The sequence below is a fragment of the Streptomyces sp. NPDC033178 genome, assembly GCF_055577685.1.
This window is the reverse complement of record NZ_JBVIPT010000020.1, coordinates 55,939-76,502: the sequence shown is the minus strand read 5'-3', so window position 1 is coordinate 76,502 and position 20,564 is coordinate 55,939. Positions and strand designations below refer to the sequence as shown.

The window sequence follows — 20,564 nt, the reverse complement described above, 5'->3', positions numbered from 1 at the left end:
TCCGGAGCTTCCGTTGCGCGCTACCGAAATCACCATCGGCCGCAGGTTCATGGTCGCCATCGACCACGGTGAGGACTTCTTCGAGTCCTTGAACAGGTTCTGTGCCGCGCACGGGGTCCGCGCGGGCCACATCCCGACGTTTCTCGGGGGATTCTCCTCGATCCGCCTGGTCGGCTGCTCCGGTCCCATGGAGCACCCCGAACGGCCGTTGTGGGAGGAGGTCGAGATCGATCGCCCGCTTGAGGTGTTCGGCAGTGGCACCCTCGCCTGGAACGAGGAGGAGGGCTGCGTCGCCTCCCACATCCACGTCTCCGGCGGCGTCAAGGAAGAGTCCGCGGAGGGACGCACGAGTCATCTCCTCGGCGGGACCGTCCAGTTCATCGGTGAACTCGTAATCGAGGAGATCACGACACCCGAGGTCGTCCGCCGCCCGGCACCGGATCTGTACAGGGTCCCGCTCCTGACCTTCGTCGACCCGGGGGAGGAGCACGGGAATGCCTGAGTGTGGGAGGTGCAGGCGATGAGGATGACCCTCTTTCGCCAGCTTGTCCAGGAGAGGGACTGGACGACCGTCGAGACGTTCAACCAGCATTTCGCCAAGGCCGCGCGAGACCTCGCAGAGAAGACCGGGGAACGCGACCTGGCAGATCTCGCCGTCGCGCGTCGCACCTGGGACCACTGGTTGGCCGGCGACCTGCAGCGGCCCCAGCGGAACTATCGCCGCGTCCTGGAGCACCTCTTCAACGTCCCGAGCCCAACGCTGTTCAGACCGCCTCCCCCGCCAGCAGCAGCGTTCGACTCGGGTCCGGGCGAAACAGCAGCGCAATCGGGACAGAATCGCATTTTCCCCGCCGCAATGGGGCCGGACGCGGATAGAGCGGGCATCCTTTCTGCAGAGTCGCTTCTCCTCTCGCAGGAAGGCGCCCCCGTGGACCGTCGCCAGCTCCTCCGCGCGGGAAGCTTTGCGGTGCTGCCCGGCCTACCGAACGTTCCCGGCGAGGGAGGCACCGCGGCCGTGCCGTTCGACCGCCTGGGGCATGCGCAGGTCGATGCCGTGCTGAGCCATCTGCGGGAGATGTGGCACATGCTGGTCCGCAGCGACAACCTGCTTGGCCCTCGCCATGCACTGCAGGGCGTCCACCAGCAACTGAGCGTGCTGGATGGTTTCCTGGGCTGCGCCATGCCGCCGGTACGAGACGAGGTTCTGCACCTCGCCTCGCGCTACGCCGAGTCCCCGGCTTGGCTGCACGAGGACTGTGACGACGACGACCGTGCCTCGTACTGGACCCAGCGGGCCATGGAGTGGGCAGTGGAGTCGGGGGACGAGACGATGACGGCGTGGACCCTCTTCCGTCGGGCGCAGCAGGCCACGACCGCGGGTAATGCCGCGCAGACGATCAGCCTGTCCAGGGCGGCGCAGCGCTACGACCGGGTCCTGACACCGCAGATGCGTGCCGCGGCCCTCCAGCAGGAAGCCCACGGCTACGCGCTCATGGGCGACGAGGCGCACTGCCATGACCTGATCGACCAGGCGGTTGAGTTCGCCGCGGTCCCGGAGAGTGCCGGGGACGGCCGCAGCGGCCATGGCGATTTCGCGACACCGGCCTACCTCGAAGGGCAGCGTGCGCACTGCTGGTTGCTGTTGAGGAGGCCGAAGCGCGCAGCACCGATCTTGAGCACGTCGCTCGGCGAACTGCCGGACGTCTACCAACGCGACCGGGGTCTCACTCACGCCCGTCTAGCAACCTCATACGCTCAGATCGGCGAGATCGAGCAGGCCGTGGAAGAGGCCAATGCCGCCCTCACCAGCGCTCGCTTCTCCGGATCTGCTCGTACGTTCCGTGAGACGATCAAGGCCGTCAACGCGCTGCAGCCGGCACGCACTCACCGCGGGGTTGCCGAGCTCATCGAAGCCGTCGCCTGCTGAGTACGAGGAGATCGCATGCCGGCCCAAGCGGAACGTGACGCGATGCGTCGCGCCATCGCCATCTCCGCGAGCGGTCTCGGTACCACCAGCCCCAATCCGCCCGTCGGATGCGTCCTCCTCAACCCGGCGGGGCAAGTCGTCGGGGAGGGCTACCACCTACGCAAGGGCGAGGCTCATGCTGAGGTTAACGCCCTCGCCGCAGCGGGGGAATGTGCAGCCGGGGCAACGGCCGTGGTGACCTTGGAGCCGTGCAATCACATCGGTCTCACACCTCCCTGCCACCAGGCTCTCCTCGACGCCGAGGTCAGCCGTGTGCTCATCGCCGTGCTGGACCCGACCTCACGTGGCGAGGGCGGGGCTGAGCGACTACGCCGCGCGGGCGTGGAGGTCGAGACTCACGTGCTGGAGGAAGAGGCGCTGCTCGTTCTCGGCCCGTGGCTAGCCTCCCTCACATCGAGCAAGCCGGTTGTCCATGTGCTGCGTCAGATCAACGAAAGCGGAGCAGTCAACTCGCTCTCGGCGGCTGCCCAGGCCGAAGTCGAACGACAGCGGCACGTACACGACCTCGTGATCCCCGCAGGCGTATCCGCCGCGGAAGAAGGCTGCCCCGGAGGCCACGGGCCGCAGGTGTTCCGCGTGCCCGGCGACCTTGCAGGCCTGCCCGCAGTGGCCGCCCTCGCCGAGATCGGGAAAGCCGGGGCTCGTACGGTCTTGCTCATCGGCGACTCGAAGCTCAGCGATGGCCTCCTTGAGGGGGGGTTCGTCGACCGCCTCACGTTGTTCCTGCCGGTCCCGGCCGCGTCCCGGATGCCAGCCGCCGGTCAGCATTCGCTCCTGCCCAGCAGTTTTGTCCTTGCCTCCGTCACACGCCTGGAACGACAGCTGATGTTGACGGCCGAGTACCGCCGGTCAGGTTCGTGACCCCTCGGCGGGCAGGTTGATCGGGGTACCTCCGAAGCAGGCACGCCTGAGCCAGGCCCGTCCGCCGCGCCGCGTACGTAGGACAGTTCACGCCGTCCTTCTCCCTCTCCTCGGCCGGCGCGGTCATACTCTCGCGTGTTCGACCGGGCTCCGTTCCGCGGCGGCGCTGATACAAGCCCGGAAGCCGGCGTAGACCTCGTCGACAAAGGAGAGCTCGTCCTGGGTCAGCGGTCCGGCGAGGCAGCGGTAGTTCTCCGTGACCTGGCGCCCGTTGCTGAAGCCAGCCACGACGGCGCAGTGCTCGCCGCGCTGCAAGCTGAACCGGAGGGCCACCCGGGTCAGCGTGCCCGGCGCGGTGCCGAATCGGGCACGTAGCGCGCAGAAGCCCGACGTCATCGTCTCCGCGACGTGGGGTTCGAATCCTCCGATGGTGCGCCAGAAGGCCGCGCCGCTTGAAGGCTGTCCGGTGAGTATTCCATGTGCCAAGGGCGCGGCCAGGACCAGGCCGACGCCCCGCCGGGCGGTGAAGGTGAAGAGGTCTTCGCCTTCGAGGAGTACAGACGGGGTGAGGGCGTTGAAAGGCGTCCAGATGACGTCCGGCTTGATCAGGCGGAACAGGTACAGGAAGCGCTCGACGTGCGTGGCCGTCTGTTGGGGAGTGGCGGTGTAGTCCACGCACGGGCCCCGCATTCCGACTGCTTGGATGGACCCCAGCCTCCGAAGTGTGTGCATGGATTCTATGGCGGTGCCGAGGTAGCGGTCACCTGGGCCGAAGTCGAACGAGTCCAGGGAGTAGATGCCAATGCTCTCGGCGTAGAGGTTCTCCACGGACTGCTCGTACTGGTGATGGATGTGACGCCCTGCGTACGGGTGTGGAGCTGATCCGCGGATCCGGCCGACCTTGCTGCTCAGCTGTAGTGGGGCGTCGTCCGGCAGTTCGCGGAGGAATCGTCCGATCACGCGCTCGGCGTGGCCGTTGCCGTGGAAGTCTGCTGTGTCCAGGAGTGTGGCCCCGTGCGCCACGGCAGAACGCAGTCCGTCAAGGAGGTCTCCGTCTTCTGGCGTGCTGTGGTCTCGCCCGCTGGCGCAGGTCACGCCCAGCGGAGTCACGAGGAGGCCGCGGGACAGATAGCGGTCACCGAGGTCGGCGGCGGGCATCAGGAGATGCCGCCGAGCAGTGAGAAGATCGCGACGACGCGCTTGCCTCCACCTTCGTCTTCCTCCACTGACCATGCGGTCGCGAAGGCATTCACGAGGAACATGCCCCGCCCACTGTCCCGAACCATCGCGAGATCAACGGGGGCGTGATCGATGGGAAGGTCCGCCTCCGCGGGTGCGGTCACCGCAGGTCTGGTGTTGCCGACGCAGTCGAGGATGCTGACTGTAGCGCCGTACTCATAGAGGTCGACGGTGAGGTTCACCGGGCCTCCGGCGTGCGTCAGAGAGTTGTTGACCAGTTCGCTGGTGACGAGCAGAGCGTCGTCAACTCGCCCTGGATCGGCATGGTCTTCCAGTACGGCGCGGACCTCCGCCCGGGCAACTCGCTGGGGTGCGGCCATGTCTTTCAGGTCGACGTCACGGTGGTTGAGCAGTTGTCCGAGGCCCTGGTCGTGGACCAACTGTGCGGTGGTGGGGGGCACTCCCGTCTCCTTGCGCTTCGAGAAGCCCTACGGCGTGGGCCGGACTTGGCCCACAACCACGGTGACGGACTGCGAACGGCACCGGTACGCCAAACCGTGGCCACATCTACGCCACTTCTCCCGGTTCCGTCCCCGCGTGTCGCCCCGAAGGAGTGGAAACGGCGGATCAGAGCGAGGGAGTGCTCAGCTCGAAGGGCTGAGGAGAAGTGGCCACGAAGTGGCGCCGGTTCGGCGTATTGGTGCCGCGCGTTGTCGGCCACGGTGGGAGGTGCCGGCGCCGACCGGCTCCGTCACCTCCCTGGTGCGGTCGGCGTCGGCCATGTTTGAGCGCGGATCAATCGCGCGCACATGGTGCAGCCGACCGTTCTGAGAGTGAGCCCATGTCACGCACCGCCGCGTCCGAGATCACGGCGCGCCTCCTCCACCGGCGCACGTCCAACGGCGCCGCCGGCCACGCCGGGATGCTCCGCCCGAGCAACAAGGGCGGCCACACCTTCCAGACCCTGGAGGCCGGGGCATGAGCGCCGACAACGCCCCTGCCACCGCTGCGGACAGCGGAGCGCCGAGCGGCCTCGCACAGCTGTGGCTCCAAATCGGCGCCAGCCAACCGACCAGACCCGCACTGATCCACGACGGGGCGGCAGTCTACTGGCAGACCATGGCCCGGACGATCGACGCGGTCGCCGCCACGCTCCGCGGAGCAGGCGTCCGCAGGGGAGACGTCGTCATCATCACACTCGGCAACCGCCCCGAGCACCTGATCGCTCTGGCTGCCTGTCTGCGCGCAGGAGCAGCACCGATCTGCACCGACCCGTGGGAGCTGTTCTGCCGCACGCTCGACGGCCTGTCCCCGGCCGCCGTCTTCTTCGACGCCGCGTACGCCGAGGACCTCGCCTCCATCCGGGCGTCGTCCCATGCTTCGCGCGTCTGGTTCTGCGGTGACCGGGACGCACCGTCGTGGTCCGTTGCCTGGCCGGCATCTGAGCCGGACCGGAAGGAGGCGGACGACGAGGCCTCAGGGGAGTGCACCACCCTGTTCCGGCTCTCGCACGGGCACCCAGCCGGGGAAGGCACCATCTACCGCTGGAACGCGCGCGACTTCGCCCAGCAGCTCGCCCTGCGGCCACCGTGGTGGCCGCTCCATCTGAACGTCCACCCCGAGGACCCGGGTGAGCGGCTACTCGTCGCCGACCGCCTGCTCGACGGTGGCATCCAGAACCGGGCCCTGGAGGCCCTCTGCAGTGGGGGAACCGTGATCACCACATCGCGGTCACACAGGGAGCTGTGGGACGTCGCCGCCGAACAGGGGGCGACATCAATGGCCATCAGCGGCGACCAACTTGAGGGCGTGCACCTGGAGTCCCTCGCGGCCCGTGGCGGTACAGCCGATCTCCATCAGCTCCGGACCATCCTCACCTCTGGGTCGCTGTGTCCAGCCCCGTGCAAGGAGCTGCTGCTCCGGCAGCTGCCTTACGCCCGCGTCGTCTACGTGTTCGAAACGGCCGAGGGTGTTCGCCTTGCGTACTCGGTTGCCAGAGCAGCGCACGTACCCCCGAGCGGGCACTTCAGCCTCTGCGTCGGTGCTCGGGTCGTGAACGCCGACGGGCGCCGCGCCCACCCCTGGGATGAAGGACACCTCACTGTCGTGTCTCCCCAACCGGTTGGGCTCGGAGTGCAGGGCGATCTGCCAGCGGACCGCTTGATCGACGGCGAAGGAGAGAGGGTCTTGAGCACCGGCGACCCAGCCCATCTCATCGAGTCGAGTGAGGTCGTTCTCGTGGCCTCACCGAGCGCCTTGCCAGCAGCGGCGTCGCTGCCGCCTGCCGAGGCGATCTTCTCAACCGTCGTGGCCCACCCGCATGTGAAGGAGGTCGGCGTCGTCGACCTTCCCCATCCTGCTCTGGGAGCCGTCTTCGGGGTCCTCGTCGTCCTGGACTCCGAGGGGACCGTTGCGGATGTCCGCGCCCGGACGCGCAGCCTCCTCCCTTCGCACCTTCACCCTGCGCTCGTTCTCCGCGTTCCGGAACTCCCGACCACGCACGACGGAGTGTTCAGCGTCAGCCGAGCCCGGGCGCTCCTCCGCGATGCCGCGGTCCTCGATCGACCCGAAACCCTGCGCCCTGTGCAGCGCAGCAACAGGGACCGAGTCTGGGAGCACCTGTTCGGCCTGGCGGCGGACGAGCAGGTGCTGTTGACCGAGGTGTTGGGCATGCTGATGGCCACGCCCGACCTTGAGCACCGCGTTGCCAAAGCCCTGGGCTATCCGGACTGGCCCATGCCGCTGACCCTCCTGCCGCGGCTCGATTCTCAACTGGCGGCAGCCCATCCGGACCTCGAGTCGTACTTGACGTTCTGGGAAACGGCGGCCGCCGACGTACTCGTCGCCGTCGACCGCTTCGGCTGGCCCCGTGCCGACACCGACGGCCGCCACGTCACGGACGCGGTGTGGCTTCTGCTCCAGCACTGTGACCTGCACAACGACGCCCGCGAGGCAGTCCTTTTCGCGGTGACTCAGGCGGTGGCGTGCGGCCGGACCGATCCGCGTCACCTTGCTCTCCTCCAGGATCGGACTCGCTCGGTCATGAAGGAGGAGCAGTTGTTCGGCACCTTCATGTTGCGCCAGGACGACTCGCCTCGCTTCCTCTACCCGGCGTCGGCAGAAGTCGAGCTCGACCGCATGCGCACCAGGATCGGCCTGCCGACTGTGGTCGATGATCTTCCTCGCGCCGATACGCCGTTGCTGCCTCCCGTACGCCGCCCGCCAGGACTTGCCGCGCGCGTACCGGATCCGGGGTCGCCTTCGGTCAACGCTTGGCGGGCGCTGCCGGACGGTAGGGCACCGGTCTACCTGGGCGGCCCGTCCGAGAAGAGGCAGGAGCTGCACGAGTTGCGCGCCGCACTGCCGCGTCCGCTGTACAGCACGGCGCGCTGGCTGGACCGCTCCCCTGGGCTTTGTGTGGTGAGCCAGGTCGACGCTGGCCCCGCCGCCGACCAGGCGATCGCGCAGGCACGGCTGGACGACATCCGCCAGTCCCGCCTGGTCATCGCGCTGGAGGGGGACCGGCCCGACGCTGTTACCAGAACTGAGGTCGGCGCCGCTCTCGCGGCCGGCATTCCTGTCATCCGCGTGGGCGCGTTCGGCGATTCTCTCGACGCCTATCCTTCCGTCGCTGTTGTTCCGGATGCCGCCGCAGCGGTAGCAGCCGCCGAGGGGTGGGCGAACCAGTAGCTGCAGCGAACTCCCGGGGCGCGAATTGACGGTCCAGGCAACGGCCGCCGAGAGTGCCCGATTCACCCACAATTTGCTGGCCATAGGGCTCTGCAATTCAGCGAACGATGCCCTGCTCGCCAGAAGTGGCCGCGAAATGGCGTCGGTTTGGCGTATCGGTGCCACATGAAACGGCCCACGCTTGATCACGAGTGCGCTACGCACCCCCGTCCCTACACGTCCCTTTCCTCAGGCCGCCTCCGGGGTTCCCCCTCACCTGCTGCCTTGAGTAAGGGACCCAACCCTTACCCCAAGGACACCAGCCCGTGACTTCGATATTCGAAGCAGCCACCGTGGTACTCAGTGTCACGACAGCCGCTGGCGCCGTTGCCACGGCGCGCCTGGCCCGCTCACGCGCAGCCCTGTCCCGCGACCACGCCAAACTCGTGAAGCAGAGAACGACGCAGAGCGGGCTGCTTGCCGCCGCCGGGGCCAAGGAACGGGCGCTGCACGACGAGCTGCGCCACCTCTTGACCACCCGCCTCCCCGCCCGGGCGCTGAAGCTGATCAGTGATCACTACCCGGTTCCCGGCCTGCTGAGCGACAGCCTCGCCGGCACCGAGTACGCACAACTGCTCGACGCTGTCGAGGAGCTGTTTGTCAGCACAACCGTTGATGAACGCCGTCGTATCAACTCTGCCGCTCGTGCAGCGTTGCGTGGCACCTGTATGGAGATCCAGGCCAAGGCTTACCAGCTGCGGACGCTGCTCGTTGCCCTCCAACAGGACTGCCAGGACCAGGCGACCCTCAAGAGCCTGCTCGAACTCGACCACCACAACGAGCAGATCGCCCGCCTGGTCCAGAAGGCAGCGATCGTCAGCGACGCCTGGCCCGGCCTCGTCCGCCCGGACACCCATCTCCCGGACATCGTCAACGGCGCCATGTCACGCCTGCACGGTTACGAGCGGATCCAGGTCAACTCGAAATTGCTCGCCGACAACGTTGGCGTTGTCGGCCGTGCCGCCGAACCACTCGCCGTGGTCTGCGCCGAAGTGCTGGCAAACGCCCTGGAGTCCTCGCGTGGCGACCTCTCCGTGGAAGTCACCCTTCTGCAGACCGACAACGGCGCTGTCTGTATCCAAGTAGATGACGCGGGCAAGGGGATGAGCGCCGAGGCAGCCGCCCGAGGAACTCGGCTGGTGTCCGGGAAGAATCCACAGGCTGTACTCCTCACGGAACTGGGTGATCCACCCGCTCTCGGGTTCGCGGCCATCGGCTACGTCGTCGCCGATCACGGGTTCCAAGTCTCTGTCGATCAAGTGTCCGCCTACCACGGCGTTCGCGCGGTGATCTCCGTGCCCCCTGCTCTGCTGACAACAGTCGACCCGAAGGCCGAGCCACTCTCGGCCATGGCTCCCCGACCTGCCGCTGCCCCACGCACGCACCGACCGCCTGCGACGGCGTCGGCTCCACCCACCGGCCCTCAGGTCGCCTCGGACTTGCCTCAACGGCGGCGCCGGACGCGCACAACGCCCGTAGCCGGTGAACCTCGCACGCCTGAGGCGCAACTCCCGGATCCCGACCAGGTCTTGACGGACTGGGAGGGCTTCGAGCGGGGCCTGGCCACCGGACGAGCCGACATCGCCCCCGAAACAGACCCCAAGGACAACACATGACCACATCAACACTCAGCGAGAAGCTCGGCGATCCCTCCTGGGTCCTGGACCCGATCACCGCCATCGGAGGAGTCAGGAGCGCCGTCATCCTGTCCGCCGATGGCTTGGTCGTCGGTGCTTGCGACAAAGTCGACCGGGAGAGCAAGGAGAGCGTCGCCGCGATGGAAGGCATCGCGGCGCTGGTCTCCTCCCTTCATGGCTCAGCGCGTGCCGCAGCCGCCACCGCACTGGACGCATCCCCGCACACCCCAATCTCGATCTTCACTGTCGAGCTGGCCGCCGTCAAAAACCCGGACGCGGAGGACCCGGAGGAGCCGATCAGTCCGGGCAGGCTCACGGTCATGCCCGCCGGCAAGAACACCAACGCCTTCATCGCCGTCGCCTACGGCCCGGAGACGCCGATGAGCATCATCGCGCACGCGATGGCCAAGCAGGCGAACAAGCTCGGCGAAGAGCTCATGTCCGTCTCCGCCCGCACCGACGACTCAGCGTCATGACCGAGGGCCGGCGGCCAAGGCTGGTCCCGAGCTACATGGCAACCAGAGGCGGCGGTAATCCCACCCGCAACACGCTCCAGCGCCTTACCGCGCTCACCGCCACCGGCCTGCCCCCCGCCGCGCACCACAATCCCGCGCAGCAGCGTTTCCTCGAACTGGTCGGCAGCGGCTCACTGACTGTTATGGAGTCCGCTGCCTACCTCAGTCTGCCGATCGGAGTGTGCAAGCTGCTCGCCTCACAACTCGTCGACGAAGGCCATGTGAGAGCTCACGCTCCTGACACCAACAAGCCCAATAGGGCTCTCCTGGAAAGGGTTCTCCATGGACTCGCCGCCATCTAGTCCACCGGCTCCGGTCTATCTGCCCACCGGGGACTACGACCGGGTGAAGATCCTTATCGCAGGGCCTTTCGGGATCGGCAAGACGACCGCGATCGAGGCGGTATCGGAGATTCGAAGCCTCCACACCGAGGAGGTCATGACCAACGCCGCGGCCGACGTGGATGCCCTCTTCGTCGAGGACAAGGACACCACCACGGTAGCCATCGACTTCGGACGGCTCACCCTCGTTCAGGCCGGCATCGTGCTCTACCTGTTCGGCACCCCCGGACAAAGCCGGTTCCGAACTCTGTGGGCGGACCACGCTCGGGGCGCTCTGGGCATTTTGATCCTGGTCGACACCCGACGGCTGGACGACTCCTGGGAGGTCATGGATCTGGCCGAGGAGTCCGGCCTGGATTACGCGGTCGCCGTCAACACATTCCCGGAGTCCCCCGAGCATGACCTCGAAATTGTGCGCAGCAAGCTCGCCCTCGAAGACCACACCCCCCTCGTCGCGATCGATGCACGGAACAGGGACTCGACCCTGAACGCCCTGAAGACCCTCACCGCCTACCTCGTCACCCGTGCCGGAGACACCCTCTCGTGACCACCACGCCGAATGCCGCCGTGCCTCTTTATGGGGCCGACCACGCCGCCGACCCCCAGGGCAGCTTCGCGCTGCTGCGTGAACAGGGCCCTGTGGGTCTCGCCGAGATCGACCCGGGCGTCTTCGTCTGGGTGATCACCGACTACCGCGCCGCCCTCGATCTCTTCCACGACACCAGTCGCACCTGGTCCAAGGACACCCGGGGCTGGATAGAGTACCTGCCACCGGACAGCCCGATCATGCCGCTCGTGCAGTGGCGTCCCAGCCTCTTCTTCGCCGACGACGAAGAGCACGCCCACCTGCGCAAGGTCGTCACCGACAGCTTCGCCCTGCTCGACCCCCAGCACGTACGGGACGTGACCCGTCGGCACGCCGACGCGCTCCTGAGCGAATTCGCCCACCTGGGCAAAGCCGATCTCATCAGCCAGTACGCCCGTCGGCTGTCCTTGATGGTCCTGAACTCCTTGTTCGGCATGCCCGACGAGCACTGTCCCCAGCTCTCTGCGGCGATCGAGTCGATGATGAGCACCGATCCCAGCACCAAAGCCCACGGCGAACAGACCCTCAACGCCTACCTCGGCACCCTGTACCAGATGAAGGCCACCCAGCGAGGCCACGACCTCACGTCGTGGTTCATCGACCACCCCAACGGCCTCTCCCCGGAGGACGTCGCCAACCAGGTCATGATCACTGTAGGCGCTGCCTACGAGACCGTGGCCGGTCTCATCGCCAACACCATCCTGCGGATGCTCTCCGACGAGCGGTACCGCGGCACCCTGATTACCGGCAGCCTGCCCATCAAGACCGCCGTCGACGAGGTGCTGCGCACCGACACCCCGCTGGCCATGTACAGCCTCCACCGGCCCCGCCGTGATATCCCCTTCCACGGCCGAAACATCAGGGCCGGCGAACCCGTCATGGTGTCGTACGCCGCAGTCAACACCTGTCCCTACTCCACCCAGGCCGACGACGAGTTCCGCTCGGACCACAAGGCTCACCTGGCCTTCGCGGCCGGCCCACACGAGTGCCCCGCCGGCTCCAGCGCCTTCGTCATCGTGATCGCGGCGATCGAGCGGCTCGCCTCATACCTGCCCGACGTCGAACTCGCGGTCCCTACCAGCGAGTTGACCTACCGGGCCCACGCTATCTACCGCATCCTCACCTCTCTGCCCTGCCGCTTCTCCCCGCGGTCTTCCGAGAGCCAGGCATCCATGCCCTGGAGCCGACGGACCGCGCCGCCGGAACACGCCGCTCCAGGGCTCGCCTCCGCGCCTTCGTGATCGCCTGAACATTCGCGCACACCAGACACGCGTGCCGCGACGCCATGCCCCAGGGCCGCGAACGCCTTCGCGACCCGCCCAACTAGCCGCTCGGATCTCCGGGGGGCTCCTACCCCTGCCCGCCCTCGAGGAGACGGAATCCATCCATGACGCTTCTTGGACTAAAGGGGGTAAGCCCGCCGATGACCCACACAGCATCCTCAGCCGGTACACCGGACCTCTCCGCCGTAAAGCTCGACGTCGACGCAGTACTGCGCGAGTTCCTCGGCCGCAAGGAACTGGCCGCACCTGGTCCCGAGATGGCGCCGCTGCACACGACGCTGCGGCAACTCCTCGCCAGCGGAAAACGGCTGCGCGCACAGCTGTGCTTCGCGGGATGGCACGCCGGCGGCGGAGACCGGACCAGCAGTATGGCCACGACCGTCGCGGCGGCCCTGGAGCTGTTCCAGGCCTTCGCCCTGATCCACGACGACGTCATGGACGCCAGCGACATCCGCCGCGGACACCCCTCGGCCCACCGCGTGCTGTCCACTGCCTACACGGCAGGCGGCGGCCGACGCAGCAGAAGCGACGTGCACGGTCGGAGCGCAGCCGTCCTGCTCGGGGACCTCGCCCTGGTGTGGTCCGATGAACTCCTTCACGGCGGAGTCGAACCCGGTGCCCTGGCCCGGGTTCTGCCGCTCGTGGCCGCCATGCGCGACGAGCTGGTCTACGGGCAGTACCTGGACCTGCTGGCGACCGACCGGCTGTCGGGAGACGTCGAGGCCGCACTTCGTGTGGTGCGGTACAAGACGGCGAAGTACACCGTGGAACGGCCACTGCAGATCGGCGCGGCTCTCTCCGGCGCCGGCCCCGACATCCTCCAGGCGTGCAGTGCCTTCGCACTGCCGCTAGGAGAAGCGTTTCAGCTGCGCGACGATCTTCTGGGTGTATTCGGCGATCCCGCCGAGACCGGCAAGCCGGTCGGCGACGACCTACGCGAGGGCAAGGCCACCGTGCTCCTGGCGCTCGCGCTGCAACAGGCTTCCGACAACGAACTGCACGTGCTGCGCACGCTGGTCGGCCGACCCGACCTGACTAATGAGGAGATCCTCCGTGTCCGGGCCGTCTTGGAGGCAACCGGTGCCCGCGAGCGTGTGGAGGAGATGATCCGTACCCGGCGCTCGGCGGCCGTCGCCGCACTCGAACGGGCGCCCATCCACGCGGCCGCAGCCGCTGCACTGCGCGAAATAGCGCGAATAGCCACGGCGAGGCGAGCATGACCAACGCCCAGAGCCCGGCCAACACCACAGAGTTCCCTCGCATGCCGGAGTCCTACGCCTCCCAGGCCATCCGCCTCGTGACCTCGGTCAACGACGATCAGTGGGGCAGCGTCCGCCCGTCGGTGTACGAGACGGCCCGCGTGACCTCTTTGGCATCATGGCTGCCTGGTCACGACCAGCGGCTCGCATGGCTTCTGAACAAACAAGCTGGTGACGGCAGTTGGGGGGAGGGTCCGGAGCCCCACCGGCTGCTTCCGACCCTCAGCGCGGTGGAAGCCGTCCTGTCCGTCCTGCGCTACGACGCGTCCCCCAGGAAGATTCGAGAAGAACTGGAATCCTCTGCAGCGGACGGGCTTGCCGCACTGGGCAGTCTGCCGCCGGCGGGTCCCTGGCCGGACACAGCGGCCATCGAGATCCTCGTGCCCAGCCTCGTCGCCCAGATCAACGAGCACCAGGACCAGCCAGCGATCCGCGGGCTGGCGCGGCTCGGCGTATGGTCCCGCGGAGCACGTCTCGCTGTGCCGCGCGGGTTTGATGGCGCACTGCCCGATCACGTCGGCCAGCGATACCGCTCGGCAGGCGTCCTGCCGGCCAAACTCCACCACACCCTTGAGGGCATCGCCCGGCACGCCCCACTCACCGGGGTGGGCTTGGTAGGCGGGCTCATCGGCAGTTCGCCCGCCGCGACCGCCGCATGGGCAGCTGTAGCAACGGATCCCGACCACGCTCGGGCGCAGGCCGTCACACAACTGTCGGCCGTAGCCCGGCGCTACGACGGCCTCTTCCCGGAAGCCGCGCCGATCGCTGTCTTCGAACGTCTGTGGGTTGCGGCCGCGCTCGCCGGCCCGGGGCTGCCGGACGCCTGCCTGTCCACCGTCCGCGCCTGGGCGACTCAGATCTACGAGCCCGCGGGGGTACGCGGAGCCCCCGGCCTTCTGCCGGACGCCGACGACACCGCCATGTCGATCCTGGTCTCCGCCCTCGCCGGCCAACCCCATGACCCCGCTCCGCTGTCCGCCTTCGAAGCCCGGACCCACTACGACTGCTATGTCGGCGAGGACACCGGATCGGTCAGCGCCAACGCCCACGCCCTCCAGGCCCTCGGCAGCCACCTGCCGCACCGGCCCGAGGCGGGCTCCGCCCACTGGACCCGCATGAACATGGCCCGGGACTGGCTGCTCGCACAGCAGACACCCGAAGGCGCCTGGACGGACAAATGGCACGCCTCCCCCTACTACGCCACCGAGAGGTGCACGAGCGCCCTCGCCCGCTACGGAGGCAGCCACGCTGTCGGCGCCGTACGCTCGGCTGCCGACTGGGTCCTGGCTACACAAGGCACGGACGGATCCTGGGGGGTCTGGGGAGGCACCGCCGAGGAGACTGCCTACGCCGTGAAGATCCTTCTGCGCGCCCCTGCCGATCGTGTGCAGCCGCAGGTGCTTCGTGCCCTGGACCGTGCCGAAGCCGTCCTCCGCGCCGCCGTTGAAGACCCAGCCCGACCGCATCCGGCGCTCTGGCACGACAAGACCCTCTACGCCCCCCAGGCCATGGTCCACGCCGAGGTCGTGGCCGCCCTGGAACTGCTGCGAGCTCGGCGCCACTGAGCCGACGGACGCACCCATGCACGCATCCGAAACGGAGGGAAAAGACACTGTGGCTGCCGATACATCCGTACCGCCGATCGCACCGGGCGGGCGACCGCTCATCGGCCACGCACTACCACTGCTCAGGGACCGCTTGGCCTTCCTCCAGGCCCTGCGAGCCCACGGCCCGATCGTGCGGGTCACCGTCGGGCCGAAGACCCTCACGGTCGTCAACTCGCCGGATCTGATCCAGGAACTGCTCACCCGTAAGTCTCAGCACGTCACCAAGGGGCTTCTCTTCGAAAAGCTCAAGATTTTCGGCGCTGACGCCCTCCCTGTCGCGGAAGGCGCACGCCACCTGGCCCGGCGCCGTCTGATGCAGCCCGCATTCCACCGGGAGAAGGTCGGCGGGTACGTCGAGACCATGCGGGACACCGTGCAGCCCACCATCGACACCTGGCCCAACGGGGCCACTCTCGACCTGAAATCCGAGATGCAGCTCATGACGCAGGGCGTCGTCATGGCCGTCGCCTTCTCCTCCACGCCCGAGCCCGTGCTCGCGCGCGCGATCCTCCACAGTGTCGACGTCGTCTTCAGGGCCGCCATCCGGCGCGCCCTGCTCCCTGTGGCCGCGCTGGAGCGGCTACCCAACCGCCACAACAGGCAGGTCAAGCACGCGAGTCATGTCCTGCGCACGGCAGTGGGGAAGATCATCACGGACCACCGGGCCAACCCGGACGCCTACGACGATGTCGTATCACTGCTCCTTGCCGCGCACGACGAGTCCGGCACCGCCCTGCCCGACGACGACATCCTGTCCGAGGTCACCGGCCTCCTGGCTGCGGGATCTGAGACCACTGCGGTGGTGCTCGCCTGGCTTTTCCATGAGCTCGGGCGCAACCCCGACTTGGAACGCCGGCTGCACGACGAAGTGGACACCGTGCTCGGCGGCAACCAGCCCACAGCCGAGCACATCCCGCAGCTTTCCTTCACCCGCCAACTGGTCAGCGAGACCCTTCGCCTGTACAGCCCCGCCTGGCTCGTCACGCGGCAGGCCAGCACGGCCGTACAGCTCGGGGAATTCGCCCTGCCTGCCGGCGCGGACCTCATCTGGAGCCCCTACACACTGCACCGCGATCCCCATCTGTACTCCGAGCCCCTGCGCTTCGACCCCGACCGGTGGCTCACGGGGCGTCCTCAGCCGCCCAAGGGCGCGTTCATTCCCTTCGGATCCGGCAAGCGTCAGTGCATGGGCGACTCCTTCGCCTGGGCCGAGGCCACCCTCATCACGGCGATCGTCGCGTCCCGCTGGCGGCTGCGGCCTTCGCCCCAAGCCGTCGTACGACCGATTGGAGAGATCACTGTGCACCCCTCCGCGCTGCATATGACGGCCGAGGCGAGGCACGCTCCGTCGCGGGCTGCGACGTGAGCGCCGGCACGGGTTCCGGCGCCCTGCCTATGCCCGACTTCAGCAGTACCTTTCCCGGCCCGTTCCTCGCCAGTCCTCATGCAGACCGAACCGAGCAATACCTCCTGCAGTGGCTTCGCCACTTCCGTTTTCTGTCCCCGTCCGACGCGCTCCGATCCTTGTGCAACATCACGGGTCAGGGCATTGCCCGCACCTTGCCGACCGCTGCCCCGGACCGACTCGAGCTCTGTGCCGCCCTCTTCCTCTGGCTCACCGCCTTCGACGACACCTACGGCGAGTCCGCCGCAGCACGTGACCGCACTCGGCTGGTCAACCGCGTCGGGGAACTGACCCTGGTCCTTGCGGACGACCACTTGGCGCCCCCCACGAGCCCCTTCCCCGCCGCGCTTCATGACTTGATGGCACGATTCCGGGCCCTGGCCACACCCATCCAGTACCTGCGGCTCGCCGGACGCGTTCGGGACAACCTCGCCGGGATAGTGTGGGAAGCCCACCAACTAGCCAGGCCAGAGCGGGTCACCGTGCCCACGTACTGCGCGATGCGGCCCCACACCGTCTTTGTACGAACCATCCTCGCCGCTTCAGAGATCGTTCTGCAGTACGAACTCTCGGACGAGGAGCGGGCATCGGCCTGGTCCCTTGAGTCAGCCGCGGCCAACCTCGCCGGCTGGATCAACGATCTCGCTTCCTACACGCGAGAGTCAGCGCGCACGAAGCCGCTGAGTCTCCCAACGCTCCTCATAGCCAAGCACGGTCACTCGACCGAGGATGCCTTTCGCCACATCGCACGGCTCTGCGAGAAACAGGCCGAGATTGCGCGAACACGCATCACCGAATTCACCTCCACCGGATCCGGTCCCCTCCGAGCACATGCCGAGGCAGTGGGACACATCGTCCAGTCGTTCGTCTGGCACATGACCCACTCTCGCTACCAGACCTGAACCTCGGACATCCCCGGCCCGCACTCCTCTTCCCCCAGGGGGAGTCGGCCATCAAACGGCCTGCGCTCCGACAAATGCGGGCCAAAATGACGCACAAATGGCCACGGCACACACTTGAGGCGCCTTCGGCGGAGAGCGACGAGGGAATTTTGCCCTGGATTCCGCCAGTCGTCCGCATCCACCGGACCGGAGACCACTCCTTGACTGCCTCTGAAGTGGCGAAGAAGTGGCGCGGGTTTGGCGTACCGGTGCCACGTGCAGGCCACGACGCTTGAGGGACCGGAAGAACAACTCCCCGTAGTCACCTGGTGCATCAGTTCCGGGCTGATGCCACTCACTCCCTCTCCGGCCGGGTGCCGTGAACGCGCGTCCCCCGAACGTTCGCCGCCGGCCGGAGAGGGCCGAACTTGAGTGCGTAGCCAACCCATGCCCCTCAACCAACAGCGCCTCCTCGTGTTCGTCATCGCCTTGATCGTGTTCGTCGTGGCTGGCGAGATGCCCCGTTAGCGAGCACGAAGACCTTCATGCATCCCGCTCTCCGCCCAGATCGGCAACAAGAAGGACCCATGCCTCCGACGCTCACCCTGACCCACCAGGCCCACGTGGCCATCGACGGAAACGTCACACGGAGATGGCCGGCAACGGCACCTGTTTCCTCCGATCCCCGGGCGAACGTTGGTGACCGTACCGAGCTCGCTCACCCAGTACATGGGTTCACGGTGGACTGGCTCGAGCCGATGGTGTCTCGTAGCGGCCCTGAGTTCGAGGCGTTCCAAGTCCTGGGAGCTGCGTGGCGCAGCCCCGTTGTGACCCGCGTGCAGACTGGTCAGCGCTTCGACATCGTCGAGGTGCCGTACGTCCTCGCCGACCAGACGTGGCACCACCTCCGTCGACACGGGGCACCGTGCGGAGCTGTCTTTGCCGTCGGAGATCGTTGGAACTTCTTCGTCCCGCCGAACTCCGGCGACCTGCCGTGGCCCAGCGAGTCCCGCTACCTGGCCGGCGATTGGATTTCGCTTCCCCCGCGGCACGCGCGTACCGGCCTACACACACCGTGGTGGGTCAGCCGTCCACCGTCTTGGCTGTTCACCGCGACGATCCCACTGAATCTCTCCCTGAACGCTCTCCTCCCCTCCAGCTCAAGCCCATCGCTCGGGGCCGCCGCGAGCCGCATGCCCGTGGAGACACGGTGACCCTCATGCTCCGCTCGCTTCCTCACGCCCAGTCCGAGGAGGGATCCATGTCCACTGGCCCGGCCCAGTCCGATCCCCCTGAAGCTCTGGCCGACGGGGCGCAACTCGATCAGCGCCGAGCCGCGGCACGCACCTTGAAGGACGCGCTGCGTGTGGCCGCGGTCAGGTCGTTGTGCAGTGCTGGCCAAGAACAGCGTGGCCCAGCGGTGACGCTGACCCTGTTCACCCACGATGGGGACGTCTCCGGTTTCCCGGTCGATACTCTGCCTGACCGATCGCCAGCCGCCTACCTCCAGCAGGCCATGGACGGCCTGGGTATCAAGGCCGAGATCAGCGCCGACGTAGTAGGACCCGAACCGGTCATGCGTATCAACTTCATGACCAGTGACGGAGCATGCTGCCTGGCTCAGTGGATCATGGACCACCTGGCTCCGCCGCTTGCGGCGGCACAGCGTCTGCGCACCGCTCTCACGGCCGCAGGCATTCAAGTAAAAGGCGTCCACGCCACCGAAACTGTGGTGAGCGTCAGCGACATCGACGCACCGATGGCGCGTCTGCTCGCCCGGCTGCTGTATCCGGAATCCGCGACGGAGGACGCCCCGGACGACGACTGGCGGGCCCTGGAGAACCTGGCCAGCCAGATAACGGCCGTCCTGAGTGCCGCATCCGGCCACATCGTCGTAGTGACATCCAATCCGGCCTGTAGCACCTGCGTCCGTTCGCGTCCGCACCGTCTCCGGGTCTCCGACCTGACGGTGCCTGCAGCGCATCAACTTGCCCGAGCAGTAGAGACGACAGTCCCCGGGCCGGGTTGAACGTTCACTGACCCCAGCGCCGCCTGATCCCCGTAGTAGAGAGGAGTCATGCCGTGGTCGGCTTCTTAGCCCGCGCATGCCAGGACCCAAGAGCAGAAGCCGCCTTTCGCCTTGCCGCTGCTTGGGGCCCGGGCCAGGCCTTTGACGGCGTGGACGCCCTGGGCCACGGCGTCAACATCGTCAACACACTTGGCCGGTACACCCCGGACGCCCCACCGCAGGTGGTCGCCGCATGCCTGCTCCACGCCATTCCCCAGTGGCCCTTGGCCAACGACGCAGCCCACCAACTCGTCGAGGCCCGGTGCGGAGTGGAAGCCCGGTTGCTGCTGGAGGCGCTCCGCGCCGAGAAGGCCGTCCTGGAAGGGCCCTCCCGCCGCGGCGTGGAGGGACACCTGCGCCTCATGCGGACGATGCCGTGGCTCGCCCACGCAACATGCACCTTCAAGATCGTCGGTCTTCAGTACGTCACCGGGCGCGCCACGCAATGGTGTGACGCCGAGCCGACCGGGAGGTCGTTCACCTCCCCACCCAGCCAGTCGCCCTATCTCCGGCAGTTACACGCTCTTGCTTCCCAAGTCGTGCCCCCGGTCATGAGCGACGCCTACGCCCGGCTCCTGGATCAGTGCCTGCCCATGACCGCCGCCACTACGAGCCGATAGGTGCGAGACCTCGTGTACGTGATGCGCCGCGTGACCACCGCGGATCTGAAGCCGATGGCCGCCATGATCGCGGAGAGAGAGCTGTGGCTACGCAGGCGGGGAAAACGCAGCTACGGCCAGGGGAACGCCGTGCTCGGTCTCATCGGCCAGCCGGTAGAGACCACCACGGTCATCGGCCTTTTCAAGCAGGAGGACGGCCAGGTTCTCGGATGCAGCGTTCTCCTCTCGACCGCTCCCGCCGCCCCTGGATGGAAGGCCGCGGAACTGCGGGAGCGGACCTGGATCGTGACGATGTCTCACACCCACCCCACCTTCCGCAGGGACCGGATCGGGTGGCTGATGGCGATATGGGTCGGCGACTACGCCGCCCACCAACCCGACCCGCCGGCGTGGCTGCGGTGCCGGGTTCCCGATCCGGCGCTGGTGGCCCACTACCGCGACCAGTTGGGCTGGCAGCAGGTCCGTGTCCGCCGTGACCAGGATCTCGGCCAGGTTTCCCTGATGCAACGCCGCCCGGAATCGAGCCACGGCGCGTCGGCTCTCATCACCAGCCTTATGCCCGTGGAGGTGCCGTGACCGTCGTGACCGCCCCGAGCGTCCTGCCGA

At 67.5% G+C, this 20,564-nt stretch carries 19 protein-coding genes; 17 read left to right on the top strand and 2 right to left on the bottom strand.

Annotated features, from left to right (window positions below):
- The first annotated feature begins 13 nt into the window (after positions 1-13).
- Genes ACZ5VQ_RS38775 through ribD form a run of 3 tightly spaced genes read left to right on the top strand, consistent with a single transcriptional unit; the run spans position 14 to position 2,848 of the window.
- Complete coding sequence (locus ACZ5VQ_RS38775; protein WP_469109099.1) at positions 14-502, top strand: PPC domain-containing DNA-binding protein; 489 nt, start codon at positions 14-16, stop codon at positions 500-502.
- A gap of 18 nt (positions 503-520) precedes the next feature.
- Positions 521-1,927: a hypothetical protein gene (locus ACZ5VQ_RS38770; RefSeq protein WP_469109098.1), complete on the top strand. Its 1,407-nt coding sequence runs from the start codon at positions 521-523 to the stop codon at positions 1,925-1,927.
- Positions 1,928-1,942: 15 nt separating this feature from the next.
- Positions 1,943-2,848, top strand: coding sequence for a bifunctional diaminohydroxyphosphoribosylaminopyrimidine deaminase/5-amino-6-(5-phosphoribosylamino)uracil reductase RibD (ribD, locus tag ACZ5VQ_RS38765; protein WP_469109097.1), 906 nt, complete (start codon positions 1,943-1,945; stop codon positions 2,846-2,848).
- A gap of 123 nt (positions 2,849-2,971) precedes the next feature.
- Here ribD and ACZ5VQ_RS38760 read toward each other — a convergent pair whose 3' ends face one another.
- Both ACZ5VQ_RS38760 and ACZ5VQ_RS38755 read right to left on the bottom strand, forming a co-directional pair.
- Positions 2,972-4,006 (bottom strand): aldo/keto reductase, encoded by a 1,035-nt coding sequence (locus ACZ5VQ_RS38760; protein ID WP_469109096.1) that lies wholly within the window; start codon positions 4,004-4,006, stop codon positions 2,972-2,974.
- Positions 4,006-4,488: an ATP-binding protein gene (locus tag ACZ5VQ_RS38755; protein WP_469109095.1), complete on the bottom strand. Its 483-nt coding sequence runs from the start codon at positions 4,486-4,488 to the stop codon at positions 4,006-4,008. Before ACZ5VQ_RS38755 ends, ACZ5VQ_RS38760 begins: the two co-directional genes overlap by 1 nt.
- Positions 4,489-4,868: 380 nt before the next feature.
- Here ACZ5VQ_RS38755 and ACZ5VQ_RS38750 point away from each other — a divergent pair, with 380 nt between their 5' ends.
- The 14 genes from ACZ5VQ_RS38750 to ACZ5VQ_RS38685 all read left to right on the top strand — a co-directional run bounded on the left by ACZ5VQ_RS38750 (position 4,869) and on the right by ACZ5VQ_RS38685 (position 20,534).
- Entirely contained in the window at positions 4,869-5,009 is a 141-nt protein-coding gene (locus ACZ5VQ_RS38750) for a hypothetical protein (protein ID WP_469109094.1), read from the top strand.
- On the top strand, positions 5,006-7,717 hold the full coding sequence (locus ACZ5VQ_RS38745) for an AMP-binding protein (protein ID WP_469109093.1): 2,712 nt from the start codon (positions 5,006-5,008) through the stop codon (positions 7,715-7,717). The genes ACZ5VQ_RS38750 and ACZ5VQ_RS38745 overlap by 4 nt, the downstream gene beginning before the upstream one ends.
- A gap of 305 nt (positions 7,718-8,022) precedes the next feature.
- Complete coding sequence (locus ACZ5VQ_RS38740; protein WP_469109092.1) at positions 8,023-9,372, top strand: ATP-binding protein; 1,350 nt, start codon at positions 8,023-8,025, stop codon at positions 9,370-9,372.
- Positions 9,369-9,869 carry a roadblock/LC7 domain-containing protein gene (locus ACZ5VQ_RS38735; RefSeq protein WP_469109091.1) on the top strand — a complete coding sequence of 167 codons (501 nt, stop codon included), beginning with the start codon at positions 9,369-9,371 and terminating at the stop codon, positions 9,867-9,869. The genes ACZ5VQ_RS38740 and ACZ5VQ_RS38735 overlap by 4 nt, the downstream gene beginning before the upstream one ends.
- A gap of 35 nt (positions 9,870-9,904) precedes the next feature.
- Entirely contained in the window at positions 9,905-10,210 is a 306-nt protein-coding gene (locus ACZ5VQ_RS38730) for a DUF742 domain-containing protein (RefSeq protein WP_469109090.1), read from the top strand.
- Positions 10,191-10,796: a GTP-binding protein gene (locus ACZ5VQ_RS38725; RefSeq protein WP_469109089.1), complete on the top strand. Its 606-nt coding sequence runs from the start codon at positions 10,191-10,193 to the stop codon at positions 10,794-10,796. The genes ACZ5VQ_RS38730 and ACZ5VQ_RS38725 overlap by 20 nt, the downstream gene beginning before the upstream one ends.
- On the top strand, positions 10,793-12,076 hold the full coding sequence (locus ACZ5VQ_RS38720) for a cytochrome P450 family protein (RefSeq protein WP_469109088.1): 1,284 nt from the start codon (positions 10,793-10,795) through the stop codon (positions 12,074-12,076). The genes ACZ5VQ_RS38725 and ACZ5VQ_RS38720 overlap by 4 nt, the downstream gene beginning before the upstream one ends.
- 182 nt (positions 12,077-12,258) lie before the next feature.
- Positions 12,259-13,338 carry a polyprenyl synthetase family protein gene (locus ACZ5VQ_RS38715; RefSeq protein ID WP_469109087.1) on the top strand — a complete coding sequence of 360 codons (1,080 nt, stop codon included), beginning with the start codon at positions 12,259-12,261 and terminating at the stop codon, positions 13,336-13,338.
- The gene (locus ACZ5VQ_RS38710) at positions 13,335-14,942 is read left to right on the top strand and encodes a labda-7,13-dienyl diphosphate synthase (protein WP_469109086.1); all 1,608 of its coding nucleotides are present in this window, start codon (positions 13,335-13,337) and stop codon (positions 14,940-14,942) included. Before ACZ5VQ_RS38715 ends, ACZ5VQ_RS38710 begins: the two co-directional genes overlap by 4 nt.
- A gap of 49 nt (positions 14,943-14,991) precedes the next feature.
- Positions 14,992-16,350 carry a cytochrome P450 gene (locus tag ACZ5VQ_RS38705; protein WP_469109085.1) on the top strand — a complete coding sequence of 453 codons (1,359 nt, stop codon included), beginning with the start codon at positions 14,992-14,994 and terminating at the stop codon, positions 16,348-16,350.
- On the top strand, positions 16,347-17,291 hold the full coding sequence (locus ACZ5VQ_RS38700; RefSeq protein ID WP_469109084.1) for a terpene synthase family protein: 945 nt from the start codon (positions 16,347-16,349) through the stop codon (positions 17,289-17,291). The genes ACZ5VQ_RS38705 and ACZ5VQ_RS38700 overlap by 4 nt, the downstream gene beginning before the upstream one ends.
- A gap of 1,240 nt (positions 17,292-18,531) precedes the next feature.
- Positions 18,532-19,299 carry a hypothetical protein gene (locus tag ACZ5VQ_RS38695; RefSeq protein WP_469109083.1) on the top strand — a complete coding sequence of 256 codons (768 nt, stop codon included), beginning with the start codon at positions 18,532-18,534 and terminating at the stop codon, positions 19,297-19,299.
- 149 nt (positions 19,300-19,448) lie between these two features.
- Positions 19,449-19,958, top strand: coding sequence for a hypothetical protein (locus tag ACZ5VQ_RS38690; RefSeq protein ID WP_469109082.1), 510 nt, complete (start codon positions 19,449-19,451; stop codon positions 19,956-19,958).
- Complete coding sequence (locus ACZ5VQ_RS38685; RefSeq protein WP_469109081.1) at positions 19,959-20,534, top strand: hypothetical protein; 576 nt, start codon at positions 19,959-19,961, stop codon at positions 20,532-20,534.
- The last annotated feature ends 30 nt before the right edge of the window (positions 20,535-20,564 follow it).

What these genes read in the sequence shown, in the direction of transcription:
- ACZ5VQ_RS38710 (WP_469109086.1), top strand. Translation starts at nt 13,335, where the DNA reads ATGACCAACGCCCAGAGCCCGGCCAACACCACAGAGTTCCCTCGCATG.
- ACZ5VQ_RS38770 (WP_469109098.1), top strand. Translation starts at nt 521, where the DNA reads ATGAGGATGACCCTCTTTCGCCAGCTTGTCCAGGAGAGGGACTGGACG.
- ACZ5VQ_RS38745 (WP_469109093.1), top strand. Translation starts at nt 5,006, where the DNA reads ATGAGCGCCGACAACGCCCCTGCCACCGCTGCGGACAGCGGAGCGCCG.
- ribD (WP_469109097.1), top strand. Translation starts at nt 1,943, where the DNA reads ATGCCGGCCCAAGCGGAACGTGACGCGATGCGTCGCGCCATCGCCATC.
- ACZ5VQ_RS38715 (WP_469109087.1), top strand. Translation starts at nt 12,259, where the DNA reads ATGACCCACACAGCATCCTCAGCCGGTACACCGGACCTCTCCGCCGTA.
- ACZ5VQ_RS38730 (WP_469109090.1), top strand. Translation starts at nt 9,905, where the DNA reads ATGGCAACCAGAGGCGGCGGTAATCCCACCCGCAACACGCTCCAGCGC.
- ACZ5VQ_RS38735 (WP_469109091.1), top strand. Translation starts at nt 9,369, where the DNA reads ATGACCACATCAACACTCAGCGAGAAGCTCGGCGATCCCTCCTGGGTC.
- ACZ5VQ_RS38750 (WP_469109094.1), top strand. Translation starts at nt 4,869, where the DNA reads ATGTCACGCACCGCCGCGTCCGAGATCACGGCGCGCCTCCTCCACCGG.
- ACZ5VQ_RS38760 (WP_469109096.1), bottom strand. Translation starts at nt 4,006, where the DNA reads ATGCCCGCCGCCGACCTCGGTGACCGCTATCTGTCCCGCGGCCTCCTC.
- ACZ5VQ_RS38725 (WP_469109089.1), top strand. Translation starts at nt 10,191, where the DNA reads ATGGACTCGCCGCCATCTAGTCCACCGGCTCCGGTCTATCTGCCCACC.
- ACZ5VQ_RS38695 (WP_469109083.1), top strand. Translation starts at nt 18,532, where the DNA reads ATGTCCACTGGCCCGGCCCAGTCCGATCCCCCTGAAGCTCTGGCCGAC.